The organism is Paenibacillus sp. PK3_47, from assembly GCF_023520895.1.
In the GTDB taxonomy this organism is placed as follows: Bacteria; Bacillota; Bacilli; order Paenibacillales; family Paenibacillaceae; genus Paenibacillus_AQ.
Window position 1 is genome coordinate 674,379 of record NZ_CP026029.1, and the last position, 24,826, is coordinate 699,204.

The following is a 24,826-nucleotide window of genomic DNA, read 5'->3' on the forward strand; positions in this document are numbered from 1 at the left end:
GGGCAAACTTTGCGCCGGTCTGCTTATCAAGGGTACAATAGGGGCTGTGACACTACCCTAGAACTGCAGCATGGAGGAGATTATGGAATTTATTAAGAATCAGCTTATGAATTATGGAGTAGATCCGGCTACAGCAGGATATCTTTCGGCAGTCATTTCGCTGCTCGGAATTGCCGCCCTCAGCTTACTGGCCCATTTTATAGCTACCAGAGTGGTCCTTAAGCTCATTACCAAATCCATTTACAGCAACAAATACAAATGGGACAATATCATGCTGGAGCGGAAGGTCTTTCACAAGCTCTCGCATTTTGTTCCTGCTATTATCATTAATTACTTTGCGCCTGTTTTCCCGGCCTATCAGCAGCTCATCATCAAAGGTGTTAATACCTATATGATTATCGTTGCAATCCTAGTCATTGATGCTTTTCTGAATGCTGTGAATGACATCTACCGGACCTATGAAGTATCCAAAGCCAAGCCGATCCGTGGCTACATTCAGGTGGTCAAAATTTTTATTTTTATCATCGGCGGAATCCTGGTTATTGCAAATCTGATCGGAAAAAGCCCTTTATTGCTCCTAAGCGGTATCGGGGCGCTGTCTGCTGTTATTATGCTCGTTTTCAAAGATTCATTGCTGGGGCTTGTTGCAGGTGTCCAGCTGACTTCCAATGATATGGTGCGGGTGGGCGACTGGATTGAAATGCCGAAGTACGGGGCGGACGGAGATATCATCGACATCTCTCTGAATACAGTGAAGGTTCAAAATTTTGATAAAACCATTACGACCATTCCCAGCTATGCGCTGATTTCAGACTCTTTCAAAAACTGGCGGGGAATGCAAAATTCCGGCGGCCGAAGGATCAAACGATCCCTATACATCGACACCAGCAGCATTGGCTTTTGCACAGATGATATGATAGAGAAGTTCAAGGACATCCGCCATCTGTCTGACTATATCAGGGACAAAGAAGCTGAGATCGAACGGTATAATCAGGAATACGAGATTGACCGCTCGAATAAAGTGAACGGCCGGGCGCTTACGAACATAGGTGTCTTTAGAATGTACATTCAGCATTATGTCCAGAACCACCCGCAAATCCATCAGGAGATGACGGCCATGGTCAGGCAGCTGGCGCCTACGGAAACCGGGCTTCCTCTGGAGATTTATGCCTTTACGAATGATATCCGCTGGACGGAATATGAGCGTATTCAATCGGACATTTTCGACCATATCCTGTCCGTGGCACCGGAGTTCGGACTGCGGATCTTCCAGAACCCGAGCGGCAGTGATATGCAAAATCTGCTTAGGGCGCGGGGCGTGCAGGGCGTGATGTAGCGGTAAAAAAACAGCCGTACGGTAGAGTTTCCGTACGGCTTTATCATGTTCAGACTGGCCGGCAATAGAGTAAGAGTCCTACAGCGTTTAGTTGGAATTCCTCCACTTAATTCTTTCCTTTTTTCACATTTATAATTGTTAGTTGGAATTTCTCCAGCTATTCGGGCGGATAAAGACCTTTAGCCACCCATCCAGTACATTTAAGTGGAGTTTTTCCAATAAGTATTGTGATTTCAGTATTTATCGGAAAATTAGACGGAGAAATTCCACTTAGCCTCCTCAGTCACGCTCCTAAGGTAAATCTATTGCAGAAAAATTAGAACGTACCGGTAAGGAAGTTAGTTTAGTCCTCAACTAATCTTCTTATAGTATTCACATGGCCTCAGTTAGCCGTCAATATCTCACATAATGCCCCGTACAGCGGGTACTCCAGCTCCATCGAAGCCACCGAAGCCAGTGCCGCCGCCGGAGTTCCGGCTTCCCTGACCACACGGTATACCTGTTCCTTCAATCCGAACCGGATTTGTGCGCGGTTCAGCAGCCCGAAGATGTCCTCCACGGTCCGGTTGACAGCAATCCGGGCGGTTAAGAACCTTACCTCAACAGAGGAAGTCACCGGCAGCTCCGGAATTATGACTGTGAGCGTTCGGCTCACTTCATCGTATCCCGTCTCTGCTGCCAGCTCCTTACCGCCGGCAAGCACCGTCACCCCAGTCTCAGCGAACCCCGTGAAGGACAACTTCCAGCTCCGCTGCTCCGGCAGTACTGCTGTATTCCCGGAAGCTGCTCCTATCGTAAAGCCGGCAGCCTCTCCCCAGCTCAGACTCATCTCTGTACGGCACCAGCCGTTGTCCTCATCTTCCAGCGTGTTCCCGGCGTCCTCCCATAGCTGAAAATGTCCGCTGTCCCCGGCAAATACCCGGATCTCCAGCTGCTGCGGATTGGCTGTGGAGGAGGTGAACTCCGCCAAATCCGCCATCGGAACAATCGCTCCGGCCTTGGCCAGCACGGGGATGCTCTCCAGGCCCCGGAAAAGCGGCAGCCTTCTGCCGCCGTCATACACCCGTCCGCTGAAGAAATCCACCCACTTGCCTTCCGGCAGCCAGGCTTTGAATTCGGCAGCACCTGTCTTCTTGTCCACCGGCTGTGTAAGCGGACAGGCCAGCAGCTCTGTGCCGAAGTAGTATTGGTTCGGCACCTGATAGGCTTCCTGCTGCTCTGCATGGTGATAATACATCGGCCGGACCAGCGGCAGCCCGTCGCGGCTGGCATAGCGGTTCATTGTATACAGGTACGGGATCAGCCGGTGCCGCAGCCGCAGGTAATCCTTCATCACCTGGCCGGCAATATGGTTGAAGCGCCATGGCTCCTTGCTGAAGAAGGGACTTGCCGAGCTGTGCAGGCGCAGGAGCGGCGAGAATACGCCGAACTGCACCCAGCGCATGACCAGCTCGTCGTCGAGATATCCCTGCATGTGGCCGCCGATATCATGGCTCCACCAGCCGTATCCGGCATTGGAGGCATTCGCCGTAAAGTAAGGCTGGAAATCCAGCGACTCCCAGGTGACGATGGTATCCCCGGAGAAGCCGACCGGATAGCGGTGGCTGCCAAGTCCGGCATACCGCGAAAAGGTAAGCCGTCTGCTGCCCCGCCGCCCGCTGTCCAGATAGTGGTAATGATTCAGCATCCAGAGCGGATCGAGTCCCGGTACCTTGGTGACTCCGCCCTGCTGCCAGTCGATCCACCAGAAATCGACGCCCTCCTCCTCCAGCGGGTGATGCAGAAACTTGAAGTAGGCCTGGAGGAATTTCGGGTCGGTAATATCAAATTCGACTGCATCGCCCGCCTCCGGGTCCATCCCCAGCTCCGCCGCAATTGCCAGATACGGCTCTTCAAAGGCACGCACCCCATCCGCCGGATGGACATTGAGTGTGACACGCAGTCCTTTGTCATGCAGCCAGGCCAGAAATTCCTGCGGGTCAGGGAACAGCCTGCGGTTCCAGGTGTAGCCCGTCCAGCCGCTCCCGTACTTCGGATCGACATCCACGAGATGCCAGTCCATATCAATGACTGCCACCGAAAAGGGCAGCTCTTCCCTTTCAAACCGTTCCATCAGCAGCTTATATTCGTCTGCTGAATACGGATAATACCGGCTCCACCAGTTGCCGAACGTATAGCGGGGCAGCAGCGGTGTCCGTCCGCTCAGCTGGTAGAAATCCTTCAGGCAATCCAGGTAATCGTGACCGTAGCCGAAGAAATACAAATCCGTGCCTTCCGCCGCCCGCGGCTGGACCAGTCCCTCCTGCTCCAGCAGCAGCGAGCGGCTGTCATCGACAAGGGTATACCCTTGCCGCGAGAGCAGTCCGGGCTCCAGCGGAATGGCCCCGTCCGCGTTATCCAGCGTACGGGCCGTACCTCCAAGATCCTGCGGCCGGTCGCCATAGTTCCAGACGCTCATCAGGTGTCCGGCAGCGTTTCTCACCCGGATGCTGAGCCCGTGGCGCGAGAACGGCTGCTTGTCATAGCTTAAATGCAGGCGCTCCGTCATAATTTCCAGCTTGTTGCCGTGATCCACCAGGCGGAATTCCGGCACGGTAAAGCTGCGGTTCAGCACCGTCTGTGTAGCCCGGTCTTCGAAGCTGCCGGCAGCGCTGTATTCCATCCGGATCAGCTGCGGGGTCAGGATGGTAAAGCGGTAATATTCCCCCTCGATAACCGCATCCCGGGAAGCCTTTGGCTCTGCGTGCAGCTTCAAATGCTCCGGCAGCGGCGGAAGTTCCTGAATGGCTTTGTTCATCTGCAATCCTCTTTTCCGGTTACATGAGCGGCGGCGGCAGGCTGAGCCCTACTCCTTCACCGCACCGATCATAACCCCTTGGTTGAAGTATTTTTGCACAAACGGATAGACACACATAATGGGCACAGTAGCGACGATAATGACGGAATACCGCATCATATTAGCCAGACGCAATGCGATTTGCGCAGCTTCACCGGTCCCCATGCCGGACTGCATCTGATTGGTGATCAGAATGTTGCGGAGAATGAGCTGCAGCGGATGCAGGTCCGGATTTTTCAGATAGATCAAGGCATTAAAGTATGAATTCCAGTGTCCGACAGCGATCCATAACCCCAGCACCGCAATAATCGCTTTGGACAGCGGAAGCACCACCAGGGCAAAATACCGCAGGTTCCCGCAGCCGTCAATCTGTGCCGCTTCCCACAAATCGCCGGGGATACTCGTCTGAAAAAAGGTTCTCGCCACAATGATGTTGTACACGCCCACCGAAAAGGGCAGCACCATCACCAGGAAGGTATCGTACATATGCAGATCACGGATCGTCAGGAAGGTAGGAATCAGACCGCCGTTAAAAAACATCGTAAAGATAAAGAACAGCGACAGAAATTTGCGGCCTGCGAGATCTTTTCTCGATAGGGCATAAGCCGCTGAAATGTTCACGGCAAGACCGATGATTGTCCCAACGGCCGTATACAGAATCGTATTCCGGTAACCAATCCAGATGTTCTGATGCTTCAGCAGCTCCTTATAGCCATCCAGTGTGAACCCCTTGGGGAACAGCCACACCTGTCCGCCGGCTACGGCAGAAGGATCACTGAAGGAAGCGATGACGATAAAATACAGCGGATACATCAGAATGACCAGAAAGACCACCGCAATAGCGTACATCACATATTCCATAACGGTATCCGATGAACGGTTGTTTTTGATTCTCCCGGTATTCTCTTTAACTGCGGGCGTAAGTGTTCCCATGCCGGTTCTCCCCTTTTACCACAAGCTGTTTTCGCTCATTTTTTTGGAAATCTGGTTGACGATGATCAGCAGAATAAAGTTAATGACGGTATTGAACAGGTTGACTGCTGACGAAAAGCTGTACTGGCTGCTTAACAGCCCGATTTTATAGACATAGGTGGACAGGATCTCGCTTGATGTAGCGTTCAGATCGTTCTGCATGAGATACACTTTTTCGAAGCCGACGCCAAGCAGCCCCCCGACACGCAGAATGAGCAGTGTAACCGCCGTCGGCATCAGCATCGGAATATCGATATAGCGGATTTTGTGCCAGCGGCTTGCCCCGTCGACCGTAGCGGCCTCATAGAGGCTGGGATCAACGGCGGACAGCGCAGCGATAAAAATAATACTGTCCCACCCCACATGCTGCCACACATCCGACCAGACATAGACGCTGCTGAACAGCCCTGCGGAGCCCATGAGATCGGGAGCCTCTTTGCCGAACAGGCCGTACAGATTGCCGACAAGACCGGTGCTTGGCGACAGCAGAATCATCATCAGTCCGACCATAACCACTGTGGAGATGAAATGCGGCATATACGATACGGTCTGGAAAAAACGTCTGAACCGGTTCGGCCGCATCTGGTTGACCATCAGCGCAAGCATAATCGGGATCGGGAACGTAATCATGCTGTACAGGCTGATGATCAGCGTGTTTTTGATCGTGTTGGAGAACTGATAGGAATTAAAAAACTTCTCGAAATATTTGAACCCCGCCCACGGACTCCCCGTAATTCCCAGTGCCGGGCTGTAATCCTTAAAGGCAATCAGTATTCCGTACATCGGCGTGTATGCGAATAATATAGTAAGCACCACAGCGGGAAGCAGCAACAGATACAGCCCCCAGTTTCGTTTAATTGATCCGAACGTCCTCCCCGGACTTGCACCGGCAGATCTCATGAAATCCCCTCCTGATAATGTTGTCAGCCTATGCCGAGGCATCGACCTGTCTGTGTATTTGTCTCCAGTATACCGCCGCCCCTTTGCGCCGTTCGGACCTTGTGGAAGCGTTAACCGGACTTTCGGAGATGACCTTGGAAATACAGGGGGCAGGGGATGCACACAGGAAGCGAAGCTATATTTTATATGGACTTTTACTGCTGTTTTCCGGACTTTCGGGTCAAAAAAAAGCAGCAATCCCCTGACCGGAGGATCACTGCTTTCGGTTTGGTGCGCTATTTCAATATACCGATAATTACCGGTCCGCCGCTCATCGGCAACTTGCCTTGAGTAACCGTTATTTCACTGCGGTCAATCAGATTTACGTACACGCCATCCGGCAGACCCGTGTCAACCATAGCCGCTCTGCCTTTCAGGCTGAACACTCCCACCAGCTTTTGCTCTCCCCATGTGTGCGTTCCGGCTATAATGTGTTCCTCATCCATCGCCCGCAGGCTGCAGATACCGTGAGCCATAATGTCCAGCTTCTTAATGGGATGCAGCGCCTTGAACAGCCAGGACAAATCCGTCCCGGTGTCCCAGTTCACCGTATCTCTATTAAACAGATCCGGACAAAGCTTGTTCCCGTTCTCCTGGCCGCCGTAAATCAAAGGCATGCCCTTCAGAAAGTACATGAATGCCGTCCATTGGATCAGATCGCTTTGGGTTGAAAAGAGGGCTGCTGCCCGGGGACGGTCATGATTCTCCAGAAAGCGGAGCTTCACATAGTTATCCGGGTAGGTGTATTCCTGTGCGTTCAGCTTCTCTGCGTAGCCGCTCAGGGGGATATCACCGGCCAGATAAGCCATGAAATAGGGGTATACATCATAATCGTAGCAGGCATCGAACGCCTGCAGGATCTCTGAATCTGACAGGCTTACCATTCCGCCGGCGCGGAGTCCGAGAATAAAATCCGGCTCAATCGATTCGGCCAGCCAGGTACAGTCCGGATTTACCTTGGCAACCTCTCTCCGGGCCTCCTGCCAGAATGCCAGCGGCAGCAGCGGCGCCACGTCACAGCGGAATCCGTCCACAACTTCAGCCCACATCTTCAGTGTTTCGATCTGGTATTCCCGCAGTCCAGGATGATTGTAATCTAAATCCACGATGTCACCCCAATCGCCGACGCGGTTCCCCAGCCTGCCTTCCGGCGTCCGGTAGAAAAACTCCGGATGATGCTCCACCAGCCATGAATCCGGTGAGGTGTGGTTGTATACGACATCGATGATGCATTTCATCCCGTGACCATGTATCGCGCTGACCAGACTGCGGAAATCCTCCATAGTCCCGAGCTCCGGATTGATGCTGCGGTAATCCTGATTGGCATAGGGACTGCCCAGCTTTCCTTTGCGCGCCTCCCGGCCAACCGGATGAACAGGCAGCAGCCAGATAATATCCACGCCGAGGCTGCGGATACGTTCCAGATCCTGTTCAACGGCTTTGAAAGTCCCTTCTTCACTGTGATTACGTACATAAATGGAGTACACCACGCTGCTGCGCAGTGCATGGTTGGTCTGCTGTGCCATAATATACACTCCTTTGATAGTGATTCATTTCTGGCGTCCGCGGGAATACAGAAAGCGGCTGAAATCAGCGGGACTTTTCCCGTTCATTCCGCCATTTTCACCGCAGCGGCCGAGATCAACGGGATTTCTCCCGTTCATTTCGCCATTTCCACCGCGGCGGCTGGAATCAACGGGACTTTTCCCGTTCATTTCGCCATTTCCACCGCAGCGGCCGAGATCAACGGGATTTTTCCCGTTCATTTCGCCATTTCCACCGCGGCGGCTGGAATCAGCGGGACTTTTCCCGTTCATTCCGCCATTTTCACCGCGGCGGCTGGAATCAGCGGGACTTTTCCCGTTCATTCCGCCATTTTCACCGCGGCGGCTGGAATCAGCGGGATTGCCCAGGTCGGTCAGCCCGCCCAAGGCCAATAAAAAATAGATGAAGCATAAGCCGCTCCATCTACTTCTGCTGCTATAAAATGCTATTAGCCAAAGCTGCCGCCCAGAGGCGCAGCAGCCTGCAAGCCTGCAGGCGGATCACTCCGCATAATGCGCTGAATCAATGTCCGGGAGGCAGCCGAGCCCAGCCGGTACACAGCATGGTCCGTGCTGCCTGCCGCCAAGGACGGCAACTCCTGCAGTTCCTGGAGTTCCGGCACCGACGGCAGGTTCGGCGGCTTACACAGCTCCGGCAGCCCAATCAGTTTCGTCAGCTCCGGCATACCGGATAACTCCGGCAGCTCAGCTAACCCCGCCAGCCCAGTTAGATCTTGCAGCTCCAACTCCTCTTTCCCGCTCCGTCCGATCTGAATAAACGGGTACCCGCCGTCCTCCAAAAAGTCGACAACGGCCTTCTCCCTGCCGGTGGACAGGACAATTGCACCGTCAGCCTGCCGTCCCCTAAGCAGACGGGAGACCGCCTCCAGCTTCTCCTGCTCCCCGTCCCCTGTGCCGACGAGAAGGTCAAAACCCAGCAGGCTTGCCCCCGTAACCACGCCGCGGATCAGCTCCATCATGAACAGGCTGCCGAACCATTTCTCCGCCGGCTGCGGCAGCAGGATGCAGATACTGCCTGCTCTGCTCCTCACCAGATTTTTGGCAATAATGTTCGGCGTATATCCCATGTCTTCCATAGCTTTTTTAACTCTGCGGGAGGTTTCTTCCCTGACGTTCGGATAGCCCGAGATGACCCGGGACACTGTAGAGCTGGAGACTCCCGCCCGGCGGGCTACATGTTTAATTGTAACGGTCATCGCGCAGAAGTCCCCTTTCTCCAGGATTGACATCCACAGCCCTTGCTTACTTCACATCCATATAACGCCCGTACGCATCCGTGCGGATTTTGATCAGCTTTTCAAGACCCATGTCGTTCAGCTGCTTCACATAGGCATCCCAGCCTGCATCAATATTTCCTTTAGTAATAAACTGGGCGCGCATTGTGTTCACATAGGTATCAATATCCGTGGTCAGCGTAGGCAGCTCCTCGAATTCTTCCGCTGTGTACATCACATTAGGGAACGGCGTAGTGACGAATTCACTGCCCAGCTTATCCAGCTGCAGCTTCAGCCCGTCTCCGCTCTTCTCGCTGAGGACAATTTTCTCTTCAAAGGCAGGACTCACATATTTCGGACCGAAATCACGCAGTGACTGGTCCCAGTACCAGGCATCCGCACTTGTTCCGGCCGGCGGGTCCATCAGGCTGTAGGTGCCGTCGTCGTTCTTCTGGATAACGGTGCCGATCGCGCCCCAGAAATTCTGGATGCTGGCTTCATTCGTATAGAACTCGTCAGCCCAGCGTGCGGCAACCTCCGGATATTTGGTCGACGTTGTAATCAGCAGCTCGTTGCGGTTCAGGTTCATCCCGATCGGATTGCCGATCGTGTAGCGTTTGCCATCCGGTCCGGCAATCGGCGGAATGGTCACATACTGGTCACTCCATTTGCCGAACACGGCATCCGGGGTCCACTGGTACGTGAAGCCTACAATCGGCGCGTCCGGATTCTGGAACTTGGCAGATCTCATCGTTTCATCCTGTGTGAACAGCTCTTTATCGAGCAGGCCTTCGGTGTACAGTTTGTTTTCCCACTTCAGGCCTTCCTTGTACTCTTCGGAAATCGGGTAATATACAGCTTTGCCGTCCTTCACCAGCATGTTGTTGACATTGAGATCGGCGATTCCGAATGGACTGATCAGGTCATTGCTGACCTCGATATAAGGAATTTCATCGGCCTTGCCGTTTCCGTTCGGATCCTGCTCTTTGAAAGCCTTCAGTACGTTATACAGGTCATCGATAGTATCCGGAACCTGAAGGCCCAGATTGTCGAGCCAGGTTTTGTTGATTACAGGCTGGCGTGAGCTTTTTGGACGGGAAGGAAGTCTTGTCGGCAGCGAGTAGATTTTCCCGTCGGGGAACGTGCTAATCTTTTTCATATCCGGCGTTTCTTCCATTGCAGCCTTCAGATTAGGCATGTACTGGTCAATATAATCATCCAGCGGCCGGAAATAGCTGAGATTGTTAACGATGTCGGAATCCGAGAAGGACTGGTTGCCCAGAACTACATCCGGGAGCGTACCGCTTGCCAGCATAATCGATTTCTGCTCCGCCCAGTCATTGGAGGACATGACTTCCCACTCGATTTTGACATTTGTATTCTTCTCCAGATCCTTGAGCCACTGGTTCTGGGTAAACGTATCGCCCATACTGCCCCAGCGGACCGTCAGCACCTTCAGGGTTAACGGCTCATTGACGATCGGCAGGCCTTCCTTGTTGAATGCGCCCGTGTCGCCTTCTGCTGCATTATTCCCGTTGTTACCGCCGCCGCAGCCCGCAAGTCCGGCTAACATCACAGCTGCCAAAAGTCCAGTGGCCAGTTTTTTAACCGGCGTTTTCTTGACTGGTTTAACCATTGTGTAACTCCCCCGTTTCTTATGTGTGGCCTTCTTTACATGTCTAATCATAACCGCCCCGGTCTTTGCATTCCGGACACTTTGGCACCGTTATTCGGACCTCTGCCGCTGCACCCGCCCATCCGCCCTGCCGGAATGCCGCATCACCGATGATAAAATAACAGTTTCCAGACTTTTGTTAGCGCTTTCCGGACTTTGCGGTGAAATGCCCTTCTGTTCTTATGTTTTTTTGGCGTAAAGGTTTTATAATGTGTTTGTACTTATAAAAACGTAGTCATAGCAAAGCTCTAGCAGAAAGGACACGGTACAACCGACGTGATGTCCAAAAAAACAGCAGGACCCAAGCCGCTGCCCATCCGCCATTATGTAAGAGTCATGATTCTGATTGCGGTTACGGTGCTCATTGTAGATCTCGTCATCAGCATCACTTCCATTATGATTGTCAAACAGCAGTCCACCCGCTATCTGAAGGATACGGCGGCGCTGTACATCAACCGGATCAATCATGATTTTGATTACATGAACCACTACATGGGCTGGACGCTGGCGAATGACGAGACGCTGAATATGATGAACGCCTACCGGATCAACAGCATCGAATTTCTCAAATCCAACGAGAATTTACGTAAGCGCTTTACCGAGCTGCAGAAAAATTACGGGCAGGAGTACAACTTTTTCTACTATCTGCAGAACCAGTCCTACTTCCTGAACTGTGCCCCGCTGAGTGTGGACTATACAGACTACCTGGAGCTGAAAAAGCAGATTATCTCTTTTATCGATGACAAGGAGGTGTACGAGAAGTTCTACTCCAAATGGACCCCTGTCCTCGTGAACGGCAAATACTATGTGGTGAATATCGTTCCGTATTACAACCGCTATCTGATTGGATTAATCTCTGCCGATAACCTGATCCGCCCGCTTCAGGAGATTAACCTGGGGGCTAACGGCTATGCTTCACTCGTGGATGATAAAGGCAGCGCCCTTTCCGGTCCCGTATCTAATAGCACAGGCAGACCGACTGCTGAAAACACCGGATTCTCTTCTCTGGTGCAGCCGCGCACCACAATTATCAGCGAATTCCTCGGTACCACGTTCAGCGCCAAGATGGTGATCAAATTCGGAGCTTTTGAAAAAATTATGATTGCCCAGCTCCTGATCGTCCTGCTGTTCTTCATTGTTACGTCTTCGCTGTTCGTCATTATGCTGTTCTTTAACAAAAGAGTACTTGGTCCGATTCAGAGCTTCTCCGAAAACCTAGCCCGTATTAATGAAGAAAGCCAGCCGGCGGATTCCAGGGGCAGCAAAATCATTGAGCTGGAGCAGGCCAATTCCCAGTTCAAGGATCTTGTAGAGCAGATCAAAACCTTCAAGATTGCCATGTACGAACAGGAGCTGGAAAAGCAGCAAATCCAGCTGGATTATATGAAGCAGCAGATCAAGCCGCATTTCTTCCTGAACTGCCTGACCAGCATTTACAGCATGGCTCAAATTCAAATGTATCAGGAAATTGAGGATATGGCGATGTCTACCTCCAAGTATTTCCGCTATCTGTTCCAGAACGGCGAGGACTTTGTGCCGCTGGCGGATGAAATTGAACATGTGCAGATGTACATGGAGATTCAGAAGCAGCGCTACCGTGACGCCTTCAGCTATCACATTGAGCTGCCCGAAGAAGCCGGGGAGGTAAAAATTCCGCCGCTGGTGCTGCAGACCTTCATCGAGAACTCCATTAAATATGCCATCTCCCGGGAAAATGAAACCCGGATCCGCCTTACCGTGGAACGCTGCATCCTCGAAGACGGCATTCCGGGGACGCAGATCACCCTCTCGGATACCGGACCGGGCTTCCCGCCGGAGGTGCTTGAGAAACTGGATGCCGGACTGCCGCTGGATCAGAGCAAAGGTACGCATATCGGGATTATGAACACGCTGAAACGGCTGGAGTATCTGTATTACAGTCTGGCGGCCGTCAGCTTTTCCAATTTGCCCGGAGGCGGGGCATGTGTCACCCTGCTGCTGCCGGATCTTCCGGAACCATCATTAGAAGAGGAGCGTGGCTTATGAATATTTTGCTGGTGGACGATGACTACTACGTAATTGCCGCTTTGCAGAAAAAGATCGACTGGAATCAGCTCGGCATTGAAAACGTGTATACGGCGAGCAATGTCGCCCAGGCGCGGGAAGTTCTGCTGAATCACCGCGTGCAGATCCTGATTTCCGATATTGAAATGCCGCAGGGCAGCGGCCTGGAGCTGCTGGCCTGGATCCGGGAGCAGAATTACAGCGTGCAGGCGATTCTCCTGACGAACTACGCGGATTTCAATTATGCCCAAAAGGCGATCGAGCTGCAGAGCTTTGAATATTTTCTCAAGCCGATTGAATTTGACAAGCTGATGCTGATTATCCAAAAGGCTATTGTCCGCGCCAAGGAACAGGAGAGCAACGAGCAGGCTATTCTCGGGGGTTACTTCTGGCAGAAGAACCAGTCCAAAAATCTGGAGCATTTCTGGCGCAGGCTGGTCAGCGGAAGCACCTCCTTCCCGCTCAGACGGGCGGACATCACTCATGCCATTGAAGAACAAAACCTTTCCTACCAGATGAACGACTTCATCCAGCCGGTATTGTTTAATGTTTTTCCGCATAACGGCAGCATGGGCAAGGAAGAGAAGGATTTGTTCGACTTTGCGCTGCTGAATGTGCTCTATGAGCTGCTGCAGAATGCTGCATATACGATCGAAAGTATTCTCGAAGTGAAGGAGTACAACTGGATCGCCATTCTCAAGTGGAAGCAGCTTCCGGAGGATGCATCGGCGCTGCAGGCTGCGGGGGCTTCTTTTATCCAAAAGTCCGGTCCTTATCTTAAATGCGGCGCCTGCTGCAACATCGGCCTGGCAGGTGAACTGCATCATATCGGCGACATTCTGAAACAGCTGATGACCATGGATGAAGAGCTGACAAAATGCCGGAATCAGACGTATCTGGTGGAGAACTATCTGCGCCAGCCCAAATCCGCCTATACTCCGCCGGATCTGGCCCAGATGGAAGAGCTGCTGAACCAGAACAGGCTGGCTGCTTTTCTGGAGGAAGCGGTCCGCTGTCTGCGGTCCATGCTGAGCCACAAGTCACTCGATACCTCAGTGCTCAGCCTGTTCCGGCTGGATATGGAGCAGCTTGTCTATTCTTTTCTCAAGCAAAAAAGCATTCAGGCCCATAAACTCTATGCCGGCAAGGCCAATGACAAGCTGCTGCTCCACTCCCTGCATTCCATCGAGGATATGGAGGAATATCTGAGGTATCTGGTCAATACCGCTATGGAATACCGTGACTTCGCCGCCCAGCCCAAATCGATCGCCGAGGAGATCAAGCAGTACATCCATGAGCACTACGGAGATGACCTGACACGCAATGATCTGGCAGAGATAGTCTATCTTAATCCGGATTATCTGGCCCGGCTGTTCAAGCGCGAAACCGGCATTTCCCTCGGCAGCTATGTCATCCAGGTCCGCATCGCCGCCGCCAAGCACCTGCTGGAGACAACCAACCTGTCGGTCTACACGATCGCCAGCAAAACCGGCTATTCCAACTATTCCTATTTCTCGAAGCTGTTCAAGCAGGAGGTCGGCCTGTCGCCGAATGAGTATAAGAAGGAGCAGGCGCATGGGGTGGGGTAGCGGTGAAAGGGAGCGGAATATGCGGGTAGCGGGAGCACACGGGTAGCGATAGCACGAGGGCGCTGGATCATGCGTAGCGATAGCTCGAGGGTGCTGGATCATGCGTAGCGATAGCTCGAGGGTGCTGGATCATGCGTAGCGATAGCTCGAGGGTGCTGGATCATGCGTAGCGATAGCATGAAGGCAGTGGACACTGTTATTTCAGGATAGAATACCTGGAAATCAGCGGCAAACACCCTTCTGCTGTATTTTGTGATTTATTTACCATAAAATGTAATTCCTGTGCAACAAAGTCTACCCTAGTGAGAGAATTACAGAGCTTAATTGGATTTTCTCCACCTAATCCTGTGCTTTTTCATCATTTAGGGGCTTTAGTTGGAAATCCTCCACCTATTCGGGCACCTATAGCACGTATGAGGCTCATTCTGTCCATTTAGGTGGAGTTTTTCCACTAAGCATTGGAATACCGGTATTTAGCGGAGAATTAGATGGAGAAATTCCACTTAGCTTGATCTGCACATGCTTCCTAAGGCAAATTTGCATAACACGACTAATCAACAGGGCTGTAATTACAGCAGATAATCAGGCCGCTATATCGCGCCGCTTCAAATTCCGACCAATAAACAAACCAAACAGCGGCAATCCCTAAATAAAGCTCCCGGACTGCCGCTGTTTGCCTGATTCAAGTTTGTTACTATACCAGACCTGCCTTCACCAACGAATCCACCAATCCACCTGCTATCCCCGCTCACGCAAATACTCAGCAATCATCCGCTTATTCTTCTCATCCAGCCGGAACCCGATTCCCCGGAAGTTAATGGCGGCGCCGGCCATATTCTCCGACAGCGCGACAATATCCTCATAGGTAGAGACGTTGGCGCTCCATACGGTTTTGTCGTATCCTTTTTCAAATTCAAGCCAATCTGTGAAGACCGGCAGCCAGGATTCTCCGTTCTCTGCGCCCAGTGAAGCAAACTGGATCACCGTTCCCTGCTGCAACGTCTTCCGCCCCTGCTCATCAGCGGCCGACGGCTCTTCTTCCTTCAGCTGCATCGGTACCAGAAACTTGGCTTGTACGAGTTCGTCCAGCATCCGGGCTTCTGCCGCCCGAAGAACCTGATTTTTGCCTTCATACTGCTGCCGGGAATACATTCCTTGAAAAAAGCTCAGCATCGCATACTGCAGCCCCGGATTGCTAACAGGAATGCTGATCTCCGGAGTACCGCTCCAATCCGGCGGCGGCAAAAGCTCGTCCCTGCGGATCACAATCGTATTCTGCCCGTTATCCACCAGGATACCGGGGATGCCCAGTACATGAAGCTCGGCAAGCAGGACTCGGATTTCCTCCCGGCCGATCCGTCTCATTTCAAGCTGGATGAACTGCTGCAAATAATAATCCGCCGCTTCCGCCGAGAACCTTTCCTCCGTGAATACCCATACCTGATCATTAGCGCCGATGTACGGATAGTTCGTATGAACGTCATAAGCGATATATAACGTTTCGGCATGTAAGATGGCTCTCTTGATCGCCTCATATAGTGTACTCTCATCCAGATGCTCTGCCTCAGGCACCCTGCCGTCTGCAGAGTTCCGCGCCGCTTGAAACAATAGAATCAAGTCCTGAACCGCAAGCCCGCTGCTTGCTGTCACCGACATTTCAGAATTAGAATGAATTCCCGGCTCCACTCCGTTATTCCAGTCATTATTCATCTCTATGTCTCCTGTTCTAATTGAAAAATATGGATTGCTATTTATCATTTTTTAGACAGGGGACGCCAAAAAGAAACAGCGGCAGCTGAGACAGGCATTCCCCTCAGTGCCGCCGCTTCAGCGGCGGTTCATTTTGTTATTTGCTTCCGGTATCTGTATATATCACCGCCGGATTTACTGACATGGTAAAAGACTTCAAATCCCCGCCGCAGTAATTCCTCATCAGGTCTTCTATGCTTATCGTCATCCCCGATACAGTCGATGAGGTAACCGCCGTTTTTGACCACTCTGGCCAGTTCATTCAGCTCAAGATCATAATGATCGCCCACCACATGCCCTGACATCACAATATCAAAGCTATTATCGGCATAAGGAATACACTCAGCCGTCCCGTCGACCACAACCATGTTGCTAATCTTCTCGCGCTTAATCCTGTCACGCATGTACTCCCGCAGGCTGCCGGTGGGTTCACTTGCATAGACAAACTTTGCTTGTTCCGCTGCTGCAAAGGCAAGCCGTCCTGTACCGCTTCCGATATCAAGCACTATTTTATCTGTAAAATCCGCAAGCTCCAGCAGCCGCTCTTTATCCCAATCATAGATGTAGTTACAATTCCGGTTCATCACTTCGGGATAAGCATACACAACAGAAGTTTCCATAGCTTGAAGCACAAACACCTCAGCTCTGCGAACCTCATCAGCCGTAAGATTACCAGGGGCTTTTGCTATGATCTGGTCAACATAAGTTTTGCTTTCCGGACTTTTATGCATGAAGTACCAGGCAACCGCCGGATTGTAAGCCAGTGCAATTCCCAGGTTATCCGCAAACTCCGCCCACCCGCGGTAATCACGGCAAATCATTTCAATAATCCAGCGGTCCAGCAGAAGAAAGCTGTTCATCGAAAACTCCTCCGCATGGATCCAGTTATAACTCATAGACAGCTCCCTTTTCCAATAAAATGTTGGCGTACTGCATTCGCTACATCCAATATTTTACACAGTAAAGATCTGTGCCATCAAGGGAGAGCATGATTATAAAAGGTCTATGCCGTATAGCAGTTTCACTGTCTCCTCAGCCATTCTTGTTCCAACATGCTCATTTCCCACAGATTCCAGTACTCACTGCCAACTTTACGCGCTTCGCGCAGGAAACCGTCTTTTACAAACCCGGCTTTCTCATAACAGGCCAGCGCTCCATGATTAAAATCAAATACACCGAGGCTCACTCTGTGCAGTTTCAGCTCTCCGAATGCAATGTTCAGAAGCTTCTGCACCATCTGCTGCCCGATGCCCTGTCCCTGCAGGTCTCTGCGCCCGACGATCACCTTACCTATTCTTCCGGAATTATTAACAGGATCAACCGTTAAATTGATATGGCCAATGACCTCATCATTCTCTTCATATACCACCCGGTAGATAAGCGCATTACTGCGGATGTAATTCTCCAGCTGCTCTTCTGTTAAAGGGTAGTTAAATGTTCTCCCGCCCCACTGTACCATGAATTCCGGCGACTCGATCCAGCCAATCAGCTGCATAAAGTCTTGACGTTCAAACTGCTCCATTCTGATCACAGGCATCTCCCCTTTCTCAATGGTATTGTCCGGAAACATGGACATCGTTATCCTGCAGCATTTTGGCAAGCACCACAATCTGACCGGCATGATATCCATAGTGCGCTGCTACCTGAACCAGCAGGCGGCCAATCACCCGGGTGTCACAGGTTTCACCTTCACTGGCATTACTCCGGTGCATCCGGTTCCAGTCTTCGCGCTCAAAGCGGATAATGACCTCCCTGGACAAATCCTCTTCCGTCAAAGCAGATAAAATCTCTTCCGATTGAGACCGGGTAGCCCGGAGCAGGCGGATTAATTCTTCTTTTGACATTCCCCCCTCAGCCGTAAATTCGCGGGTACGCTCCCGGACGAAAGGCCTGTTCCCTATGGCGCTGACCACATTCTGATATTCGTTACCTGCCAGATGCAGACAAAGATTACCGATGCTGTTCATGGAAGTCTTTGTTCTGTTCCAAACCAGATCCTCATTTAAAAGATTCAAGCTTCTCTCCATCCGCTCAAGCTGCTTATTCATATCTTCCAACACGTACGTGATCAGTGGAATCAACTAAATCCCTCCTTTTAGTCACATCATAATGAAGCTGTACATGTACGTAAAATGAAAGTTCACCATATCTCCCATGAAGAAAAGCTCATGTCTCCCCAAACAGCTCTACTCTTTCCACGTAACCTGCCATCCGTAGGACTGGAGGCTAAAATAGGTTTTGAACTCGGCGACTACTGCGTGTGCCTCTTCCTCCGAGGCGGCTCCAAATATCGTAATGCCTTTTAGATTACACCCGGAAATCTGCTCCAATCCGCTATACCTTGCTGCATCTACCCCAATCTCCCGGAGAGCCGCACTATCTCTGAATATGGACAAATCGCCGGCCGGATACGTAAACTCCACCAATTTGCGCAGTTCGCCTGCGACCGCCAGATGGGATTCATCCCGTGCCCGCTCGTCTGTGCTGAAAGTGGTAAGATGTTTTAGATTTTTTAAAAAGGCCAGGTCAGGTATTGTCACTCTCTTGAGTTCGAGTTTCTTTAGCTTCTTAAGGTCAGCAATATAGCCCAGATCGCCGGCTTCCACTTCTTCCATGCTTAACTCCGTCAGATTCACCAAGGTTCCTATCGTATGGCTGTCCAAGGCGTCAACCCGGTTAAGCCTGAGAGATTTTAATTTCGGGATCTCCTTAAGTTTGGACAAATCGTTTAATGAAAGGCCCGTTAAGGTAAGTTCCCTTAAATTCTCCAAGTACGGCAAGTACTGTACATCCAGATTCTTTAAAGGACTTTCCCCCTATTACAAGCTTTGTTAAAGAAGGCAGCTGTTTGAATACATCGTAATTTATAATTTCAGCGGCATGGATAATAAGCTCCTTGAGATTGGGCATGCGGGTTAAAAAATCCAGCGAAACTGCCCCGTATTTCCCCGCTGCATCAGCCTTGATAAAGACCATCCTCTGTTTGCTCAATGCTGCGGCAGAAATATAACCGCCATCCATCTCCTCTGCAAAATACGCTGCCCAAAATCCGCTGACTGGGATGAGGCTGTTGGTTTCATTGTCACTTTGGGTCAATGCCGCCACGTCGTCGAACAGATGTCCATGCCTGCGTTCAATCAGCATCACCTCTTCCCCGTCTGTAACCCGAATCTCGCCATTCCTGAAGCCCGATTCAATGAATCCAAAGAACTGCTCCAGGCTGTCTGCAAGCACATAGGAAATATCTGAATTGCGGTCCAACGTGATGATCTGGCCATAGCTCCCCTTTGCTGCCGGTTCCAGGTCCATAACCAGAAATGATCCGCCTCCGTCTTCAGCAAACGGGACCCATCCTTTTCTATACTCCCCTTCTTTGACTGCATCCGCTCTGCCGGAAACAATGTCATAAGCTGAATCCTGGAACCCTCTCCATGCAGCAGCCGCTGACTGAAGGTTCATCCAGCTAAGCCCGGACATGACGCCAAACACCTGATCTCCCTCTCCGTTATGTCTTAAATATAAGTTTTTGAATTCGTCCGGGAACCGGAACCCGATCAGCTCCTCCACTCCAGTGATTTCCGCTTCCCCAGCTGCAGGATTCAGCAGGTCCTCAACATCCGGTATGTACTCTTTTAAAATCCTGATCAGGCGGCAATCATCTTTTGCATGAAATACAGACATACAGCAGACCCCGTTTCGCAAGTTTGATGTTCTACAGAATATATCCAATATACATTCTTGCTGCTCTTTCGCGCCACTTCCGCTAGATCCCGGTCTCCCGCATCCTGACCATCACCTTCTCCATCCTCTCTTCTAGATCCGCCCCTCTGAACTGCGGCAGCGTCAGCTCACTCACGATTTTCCCGTCACTCATAAATAGAATACGCGTGGTCTTCGCCGCAACTTTGGCGTCGTGGGTGACCAGCATTACGGCTGTCCCTTCGTCGTTAATCTCAGCTAACAGATCCATGATTTCTTCCGCGGCTTCCCGGTTCAGTGCCCCGGTCGGTTCGTCGCCAAAAATAATCCTGGGACGGTTCATCAGCGCCCGGCAAATGCCTGCACGCTGCAGCTGCCCGCCTGACACCTGGGTGATCCCCCGCTTTTCCAGTCCGGCAATGCCGGTCCGGGCCATGAGCAGCCTGGCTCGTTCAGTGATGGCTTTGACGTTCCTCCGGTTGTCCCGCATGGACGGAAGAATGATGTTGTCCAGGATATTCAGATTCTTCATCAGCGTAGGCTGCTGGAACACAAAGCCCATTTCCTTCCGGCGCAGGTCAGCCAGCTCATTTTCTCTAAGTTCCCCCAGCTCCCTGCCGTTAAACACAACCTGACCGCCGTCAACCGTATCCATCCCGCTCAGCGCGAACAAGAGTGTAGACTTTCCCGAACCCGAAGGCCCCATCACCGAAACAAACTCCCCCTCACCGATGCTCACAGATACCCCGTCAAGAACCTTCTGCCGTTCATCGTCATGGCTGTAAATCTTCTCGATCTCTTCACCAGCAATCAACCTTCTCATCATCATGATTCACTCCTTAATATTGCCCGGTATAGTAATGAGTCCCGTACCCGATGTGCCGAAGAGGGTGGCAATAAGCACGGAACCGGTCAGCATCAGCGGACTCAGCAGATAAGCCTGCAGCGGATCCACAACAAAGGTGAAGGATGAGGCGCCAAACGAGGAAATCAGCGAACCCGCCAACCTCTCTCCAAGCGTGTTCGCAAGAAGCGTGCCGAGCCCTATCCCGATCACTAGCACAACTGCCGAACGCGCAAAATACTGTGCCCGCAAATCTGCATCAGTGAAGCCAAGTGATTTCATAACAGCAATGGTAGATCTGTCCTTCGCGACAAGCATGCGCATAAACAGCACGGTAACCAGTACGCAAATTACCAGCATCATAATAATGGCTGCACGTGAAGCCGTACCGACGGAGCTAATGGCCGAGCCGAAGGTTTGTGTAACAAACTCATCGATACCCGATACTTTGGCATAACTAAACCGGCCCGCATACTCTCTGACTTTTCCGTCTACAAGTGATTCATCATCAAGCTCGGCATAAATAACGGACCACATGATGTCCGCAGATCGGCTGCTAAAACCGGCCTTGGCGGTTTTCCCGCCATTGGTAATGTCGGAATAGACTCCGCATACCGTCAGATTTACGGATTGCCCGTTTATTACCAGCTTTAGAGCATCACCAGGTTTTTTGCCAAGCTCTTCTGCATTTATCACGGACAGGGCAATCTCATGATCTCCAGCGGGCGCCCGTCCTTCGGCATATTCCAGCGGAAAAATAGAATGATCGCCCAGCTCAATTTTGAGCCTTTCTTCCGTTCCGTCCTCTCTTATAGCCGTAAAGCTTTCCGTTGTAAGCACCGCATACCGGAAAATAGCAGTATCGTCCTCCATAACGTTAGCTATTTCCGCTGCCTTTGCGGCGATATGATCACTTTGCTGGATATCCAGACGCATGTCGCTGCTGCCCACCCCCATATAGGTGATGAAGCTTTTGGAGGAAATGGTGTGGTGAAGGTTCTGGGGAACAATGATGACAAAAGCCGCAAGGATAAGCACAGACAGCATGGTGATATACAGCCTTTTTCTGGCCAGAACATCCTTGACGCCGAGAAAAACATTCGTGTTCAGCAGCCGGTTAGCGCTTAGCTTAAACTGTCCTGCTCCCCCGGATTTGTCCTGTGATGTGCCGAAACGTACAGCCTCCGCGGCGGAAATGTTACGGAAACGTCCCAGCATGCCGCTTACATAGCCGGTAGTGGCAAGGAACACAAGTGCAGCGCCGGTCCCTCCGGCCAGCATGGCCAAGGAAGAGTTCTCACTTCCCCCCATGTACAGCCGTATATTTTCCAGCAGCCGGCCCCGGAACAGAAATGACAGAGCGAACCCGAGAATACTGCCCAATGCGGCAATTCCGGTGTATTTTGCAAGATAAATCTGCCGGATGTCTGATACACGCAGCCCTACAGCTTTCATGACGCCGATTTCGCGGTAGTCGTTTTCGATGGTGGCAAGAAGTGTAAAGCGGATGGTCATCAGGGCAATGGCTACCACTAGTCCGCTGACCAGAAGGATAACGGCAATCATCAGCCCGTCAGAAATGGCATTCAGCATTTTAAACAGCGGATAGGTAATCGTGGGCCCGTTTGCTTCAAGTCCTGCAGAGGTGTAATCCTCCTGGAAAGCTCCGAGCATGGAGAGGTCCTTCAATCTGAACTCAATCAGATACTCTATGCTCCCTGAGGTCTCGATTGCCGCGTAGTCTGGCCCGCTGACCAGAAATCTTTTGGAGGAAGCCAGCAAAGAGTTCATCTGGGAGTCCCGGAGAAATCCGGCTACGGTAAGTTCTTTACCAGCGATAACAGCCCGGTCCCCAACCCTTGCGGAGCCGTCCTTCATATAAGCGACAGGTACATACAGTTCACCTTCAGCTGCCTTAATCACGTTACCGTCAAGATCAAGCAGGTAATCAAATTTGCCGCTTTGTGTGGTAAAGCCGTTGTCCTGCACGCTGGATGCAAGCGTCTTACCGCCGATCACAATTTTCGCACCTTCAACATTAAGAAATTCCAGGACCTGAAAATCGTCTACTCTGGAGTTCTGCTCCGCAAAAGCCGTAATCCGCGCCCGGTCCAGCTCACCTGAATGCATCTGCATGAAATGCGGAGTTTTTGCGTGTACCATAAGCGTCTCAATGGCCCCTGTAAGATTGACGGCAAGAATCGCCGACAGGGAAACCAGCATAGCGGCAGCAGCGGCAAAAATCATGGTGCATAAAGAAATCAGTTTACTTGCAAGGATGTCATTGCGGATTATCCTGAAGTACATGCGTCACCTCTGTTTTCCAGCCTTTTAATGGATTTCATATGATACAAAATCACTGCAGCAACACTTAACAGCAGCCCGGCGATGATGATCAGAAGCCCTGTTCCCCGCCCGCTTCCTGTGCCGATAATCCTGCCCACACTGCCTGCAAGTTCTCCTCCGTCCACCAGCAAAGGAGTGAACACATGATCCGCAAGCACACCGGACAGCATATAAGCGGCTATGAAGCCGAGCTGTGATACTAATCCAATGAGTGACCAGGCTCTGCCCTGAACGGAGTTATCTATATTGGTGCGGACGAGGTAGTCCAGGCTGGTGTTGGTAAAGGGAAGCGTGGCAAAAAAGAGGAATCCCGAAATACCAAGCAGAATGATATTTTCCCGCAGTCCGAATACCGCGATGAACAATCCTCCACAAAAAAGCGATACTGCAAGGATTCGGACAAAATTCTTCCGGATCGGGAACAGGCCGATGACTACACTAGCTGCAAGCATCCCCAGCGCAATAATGGTCTCCAGTGTACCGAGTATGGCGCTGTCCGTAAATGAAAGAACCAGAGGCATGGTAAGTGTCTCGATGAATCCCAGAAAAAACGTCACTACAGAGGTCATAATAACCAATACCAGTACCCCCCTGTTAACGGCAACGGCGTTCCAACCTTCTCTGAATTCACGTATAAATGACCCGGTCTGCCCGGCAAGTCGCTCGGAAGCGAAGCCTCTGCGCACCGCAAGCGTCGAAGCAGCGGTTACAAAAAAAGTGCAGATATCAAGGATCAGCAGCAGCTTCACATCAGATACGGTGAGCAGAAATCCGGCCAGGGCCGGGGAGATCAGATATTTTGCGGAGCCTGCCACCTGGACTAACCCGCTCGCCTTCGTATACTGTTCCTCGGTCAGCAGATCTGTAACCGTAGCTTTGTAGGCCGGATCAAGCAGGGAAGAGAACACAGAGCTTATGGTAACTCCCACACAAATCTGCCACAGCTGTGCTTCTCCGTTCAGCAGACAGAGCAGAATGAACACAAGCCCTGTTGCGGACAGACTGTCACCAAGCACCATAAGCAATCTACGGTCATAACGGTCTGCCAGCACGCCAGCCACGGGACTTAACAGCAGCGAGGGCATGAACGCCAGCAAAGTCACCAAAGCCATTGCCGATACCTGCCCGGTCTGCTGATACAGATACACACCAAGCCCGAACGCGGTAAGCCCGCTGCCAACCGCCGAAACCAGCTGTCCCGACCATAAGAGCAGAAAACTGCCGAAGCCCCTTCCCGGTTTAGTCATTCCCGGCTTCATCTCCTTCTCCGCTGCTGAACACCTGCAGGATGCTCATCAGACTTCCGGTTTCGGCACCAAGCAGCCGTTCAGTATTTGTAATAAATGCCAGCATCCGTGTCATGCGCTCTTCGTCCGTCATTTCAACCATCTCCTCATCAAAAATGGCATTGGCGTAGATGATGATCATCTCCATGCATTCATAGGGGTACGGCGTACTGAACAATCCCTGTTCTATCCCTTCGCGAATCATTGGTGTCAGAATCGGGGGCACACCACTATACAGAACCTTCTGGATCTTCTGATGCATCAGCGCATTCTGGGGCCGGTGGATATGCTCCATAATTTCTTGGCCGCTGCCGCCCCCGTTCCCGCTGCGGACATTCATTGCCATAATGGCCCGAAGCATACGCTCAATAACAGGAATGCCGGTGTCTCCGGCAATGGCCTGCGCCGCTCCCAGCATCCTGCTGCTGTACCGCTCAATCAGCGCGTCCATAATATCTTCCTTCGACTTGAAGTGATGATACAGCGTTCCCCGGGCAATCCCGACCTTGCTCAAAATATCATTGGTACTGGTGCCGTCAAAGCCCTTCTGCCCGAACAGCTCATCCGCGGCATCCAGGATTTCGTTCCGCCGCATTTCGGCGTCTTTTACGATTCTCATAGTTAGTTCTCCTTTAGCTGAAAACACACAGACCGACTGTCTGTCGGTTATGTTGCCAATAATAGCATGATTTTGGAAATTTGTATACCGGAATACAAAAAGACGGCTGCTCTG

20 protein-coding genes are annotated in these 24,826 nt (G+C 51.6%); 3 read left to right on the top strand and 17 right to left on the bottom strand.

What is annotated here, in order from left to right; genetic code table 11:
- Window positions 1–82: 82 nt before the first annotated feature.
- Window positions 83–1,336 carry a mechanosensitive ion channel family protein gene (locus C2I18_RS03205; RefSeq protein ID WP_249899850.1) on the top strand — a complete coding sequence of 418 codons (1,254 nt, stop codon included), beginning with the start codon at window positions 83–85 and terminating at the stop codon, window positions 1,334–1,336.
- Window positions 1,337–1,718: 382 nt separating this feature from the next.
- Here C2I18_RS03205 and C2I18_RS03210 read toward each other — a convergent pair whose 3' ends face one another.
- The 7 genes from C2I18_RS03210 to C2I18_RS03240 form a co-directional block, all read right to left on the bottom strand.
- A complete protein-coding gene (locus C2I18_RS03210; RefSeq protein ID WP_249899851.1) occupies window positions 1,719–4,133 on the bottom strand; it encodes a glycoside hydrolase family 31 protein in 2,415 nt (804 codons plus the stop codon).
- A gap of 48 nt (window positions 4,134–4,181) precedes the next feature.
- On the bottom strand, window positions 4,182–5,105 hold the full coding sequence (locus tag C2I18_RS03215) for a carbohydrate ABC transporter permease (protein ID WP_249899852.1): 924 nt from the start codon (window positions 5,103–5,105) through the stop codon (window positions 4,182–4,184).
- Window positions 5,106–5,120: 15 nt separating this feature from the next.
- Window positions 5,121–6,044 (bottom strand): ABC transporter permease, encoded by a 924-nt coding sequence (locus tag C2I18_RS03220; protein ID WP_249899853.1) that lies wholly within the window; start codon window positions 6,042–6,044, stop codon window positions 5,121–5,123.
- Between the two features lie 275 nt (window positions 6,045–6,319).
- Entirely contained in the window at window positions 6,320–7,609 is a 1,290-nt protein-coding gene (locus tag C2I18_RS03225; protein ID WP_249899854.1) for an alpha-amylase family glycosyl hydrolase, read from the bottom strand.
- Window positions 7,610–7,633: 24 nt separating this feature from the next.
- Window positions 7,634–8,014, bottom strand: coding sequence for a hypothetical protein (locus tag C2I18_RS03230; RefSeq protein WP_249899855.1), 381 nt, complete (start codon window positions 8,012–8,014; stop codon window positions 7,634–7,636).
- Window positions 8,015–8,076: 62 nt separating this feature from the next.
- A complete protein-coding gene (locus C2I18_RS03235) occupies window positions 8,077–8,844 on the bottom strand; it encodes a LacI family DNA-binding transcriptional regulator (RefSeq protein ID WP_249899856.1) in 768 nt (255 codons plus the stop codon).
- 46 nt (window positions 8,845–8,890) lie between these two features.
- Entirely contained in the window at window positions 8,891–10,498 is a 1,608-nt protein-coding gene (locus tag C2I18_RS03240; protein ID WP_249899857.1) for an extracellular solute-binding protein, read from the bottom strand.
- 318 nt (window positions 10,499–10,816) lie between these two features.
- On the opposite strand from C2I18_RS03240, the gene C2I18_RS03245 reads away from it, so the two are divergent.
- Both C2I18_RS03245 and C2I18_RS03250 read left to right on the top strand, forming a co-directional pair.
- On the top strand, window positions 10,817–12,562 hold the full coding sequence (locus tag C2I18_RS03245) for a sensor histidine kinase (RefSeq protein WP_249899858.1): 1,746 nt from the start codon (window positions 10,817–10,819) through the stop codon (window positions 12,560–12,562).
- Window positions 12,559–14,169, top strand: coding sequence for a response regulator (locus tag C2I18_RS03250; RefSeq protein ID WP_249899859.1), 1,611 nt, complete (start codon window positions 12,559–12,561; stop codon window positions 14,167–14,169). The genes C2I18_RS03245 and C2I18_RS03250 overlap by 4 nt, the downstream gene beginning before the upstream one ends.
- A 738-nt stretch (window positions 14,170–14,907) precedes the next feature.
- Here the strand turns inward: C2I18_RS03250 and C2I18_RS03255 are convergent.
- The 10 genes from C2I18_RS03255 to C2I18_RS03300 all read right to left on the bottom strand — a co-directional run bounded on the left by C2I18_RS03255 (window position 14,908) and on the right by C2I18_RS03300 (window position 24,712).
- Window positions 14,908–15,879: an SseB family protein gene (locus C2I18_RS03255; RefSeq protein WP_249899860.1), complete on the bottom strand. Its 972-nt coding sequence runs from the start codon at window positions 15,877–15,879 to the stop codon at window positions 14,908–14,910.
- Between the two features lie 128 nt (window positions 15,880–16,007).
- Window positions 16,008–16,814 carry a class I SAM-dependent methyltransferase gene (locus C2I18_RS03260; RefSeq protein WP_249899861.1) on the bottom strand — a complete coding sequence of 269 codons (807 nt, stop codon included), beginning with the start codon at window positions 16,812–16,814 and terminating at the stop codon, window positions 16,008–16,010.
- Between the two features lie 125 nt (window positions 16,815–16,939).
- Complete coding sequence (locus C2I18_RS03265) at window positions 16,940–17,455, bottom strand: GNAT family N-acetyltransferase (RefSeq protein WP_481857915.1); 516 nt, start codon at window positions 17,453–17,455, stop codon at window positions 16,940–16,942.
- Between the two features lie 10 nt (window positions 17,456–17,465).
- Complete coding sequence (locus tag C2I18_RS03270; RefSeq protein ID WP_249899863.1) at window positions 17,466–17,999, bottom strand: DinB family protein; 534 nt, start codon at window positions 17,997–17,999, stop codon at window positions 17,466–17,468.
- A 105-nt stretch (window positions 18,000–18,104) separates the two neighbouring features.
- Window positions 18,105–18,641 (bottom strand): hypothetical protein, encoded by a 537-nt coding sequence (locus C2I18_RS03275; RefSeq protein ID WP_249899864.1) that lies wholly within the window; start codon window positions 18,639–18,641, stop codon window positions 18,105–18,107.
- Window positions 18,628–19,599: an SMI1/KNR4 family protein gene (locus C2I18_RS03280; RefSeq protein WP_249899865.1), complete on the bottom strand. Its 972-nt coding sequence runs from the start codon at window positions 19,597–19,599 to the stop codon at window positions 18,628–18,630. The genes C2I18_RS03275 and C2I18_RS03280 overlap by 14 nt, the downstream gene beginning before the upstream one ends.
- 82 nt (window positions 19,600–19,681) lie before the next feature.
- Window positions 19,682–20,440, bottom strand: a complete 759-nt coding sequence (locus tag C2I18_RS03285; RefSeq protein ID WP_249901990.1) for an ABC transporter ATP-binding protein — start codon at window positions 20,438–20,440, stop codon at window positions 19,682–19,684.
- 9 nt (window positions 20,441–20,449) lie between these two features.
- The gene (locus C2I18_RS03290) at window positions 20,450–22,768 is read right to left on the bottom strand and encodes an ABC transporter permease (protein ID WP_249899866.1); all 2,319 of its coding nucleotides are present in this window, start codon (window positions 22,766–22,768) and stop codon (window positions 20,450–20,452) included.
- On the bottom strand, window positions 22,753–24,054 hold the full coding sequence (locus C2I18_RS03295; protein WP_249899867.1) for an MFS transporter: 1,302 nt from the start codon (window positions 24,052–24,054) through the stop codon (window positions 22,753–22,755). The genes C2I18_RS03290 and C2I18_RS03295 overlap by 16 nt, the downstream gene beginning before the upstream one ends.
- Window positions 24,047–24,712: a TetR/AcrR family transcriptional regulator gene (locus tag C2I18_RS03300; RefSeq protein ID WP_249899868.1), complete on the bottom strand. Its 666-nt coding sequence runs from the start codon at window positions 24,710–24,712 to the stop codon at window positions 24,047–24,049. Before C2I18_RS03300 ends, C2I18_RS03295 begins: the two co-directional genes overlap by 8 nt.
- Between the last annotated feature and the right edge of the window lie 114 nt (window positions 24,713–24,826).

What these genes read in the sequence shown, in the direction of transcription:
- C2I18_RS03245 (WP_249899858.1), top strand. Translation starts at nt 10,817, where the DNA reads ATGTCCAAAAAAACAGCAGGACCCAAGCCGCTGCCCATCCGCCATTAT.
- C2I18_RS03240 (WP_249899857.1), bottom strand. Translation starts at nt 10,498, where the DNA reads ATGGTTAAACCAGTCAAGAAAACGCCGGTTAAAAAACTGGCCACTGGA.
- C2I18_RS03280 (WP_249899865.1), bottom strand. Translation starts at nt 19,599, where the DNA reads ATGTCTGTATTTCATGCAAAAGATGATTGCCGCCTGATCAGGATTTTA.
- C2I18_RS03225 (WP_249899854.1), bottom strand. Translation starts at nt 7,609, where the DNA reads ATGGCACAGCAGACCAACCATGCACTGCGCAGCAGCGTGGTGTACTCC.
- C2I18_RS03205 (WP_249899850.1), top strand. Translation starts at nt 83, where the DNA reads ATGGAATTTATTAAGAATCAGCTTATGAATTATGGAGTAGATCCGGCT.
- C2I18_RS03210 (WP_249899851.1), bottom strand. Translation starts at nt 4,133, where the DNA reads ATGAACAAAGCCATTCAGGAACTTCCGCCGCTGCCGGAGCATTTGAAG.
- C2I18_RS03285 (WP_249901990.1), bottom strand. Translation starts at nt 20,440, where the DNA reads ATGAGAAGGTTGATTGCTGGTGAAGAGATCGAGAAGATTTACAGCCAT.
- C2I18_RS03300 (WP_249899868.1), bottom strand. Translation starts at nt 24,712, where the DNA reads ATGAGAATCGTAAAAGACGCCGAAATGCGGCGGAACGAAATCCTGGAT.
- C2I18_RS03260 (WP_249899861.1), bottom strand. Translation starts at nt 16,814, where the DNA reads ATGAGTTATAACTGGATCCATGCGGAGGAGTTTTCGATGAACAGCTTT.
- C2I18_RS03290 (WP_249899866.1), bottom strand. Translation starts at nt 22,768, where the DNA reads ATGTACTTCAGGATAATCCGCAATGACATCCTTGCAAGTAAACTGATT.
- C2I18_RS03295 (WP_249899867.1), bottom strand. Translation starts at nt 24,054, where the DNA reads ATGACTAAACCGGGAAGGGGCTTCGGCAGTTTTCTGCTCTTATGGTCG.
- C2I18_RS03220 (WP_249899853.1), bottom strand. Translation starts at nt 6,044, where the DNA reads ATGAGATCTGCCGGTGCAAGTCCGGGGAGGACGTTCGGATCAATTAAA.
- C2I18_RS03255 (WP_249899860.1), bottom strand. Translation starts at nt 15,879, where the DNA reads ATGAATAATGACTGGAATAACGGAGTGGAGCCGGGAATTCATTCTAAT.
- C2I18_RS03250 (WP_249899859.1), top strand. Translation starts at nt 12,559, where the DNA reads ATGAATATTTTGCTGGTGGACGATGACTACTACGTAATTGCCGCTTTG.
- C2I18_RS03215 (WP_249899852.1), bottom strand. Translation starts at nt 5,105, where the DNA reads ATGGGAACACTTACGCCCGCAGTTAAAGAGAATACCGGGAGAATCAAA.
- C2I18_RS03265 (WP_481857915.1), bottom strand. Translation starts at nt 17,455, where the DNA reads ATGCCTGTGATCAGAATGGAGCAGTTTGAACGTCAAGACTTTATGCAG.
- C2I18_RS03235 (WP_249899856.1), bottom strand. Translation starts at nt 8,844, where the DNA reads ATGACCGTTACAATTAAACATGTAGCCCGCCGGGCGGGAGTCTCCAGC.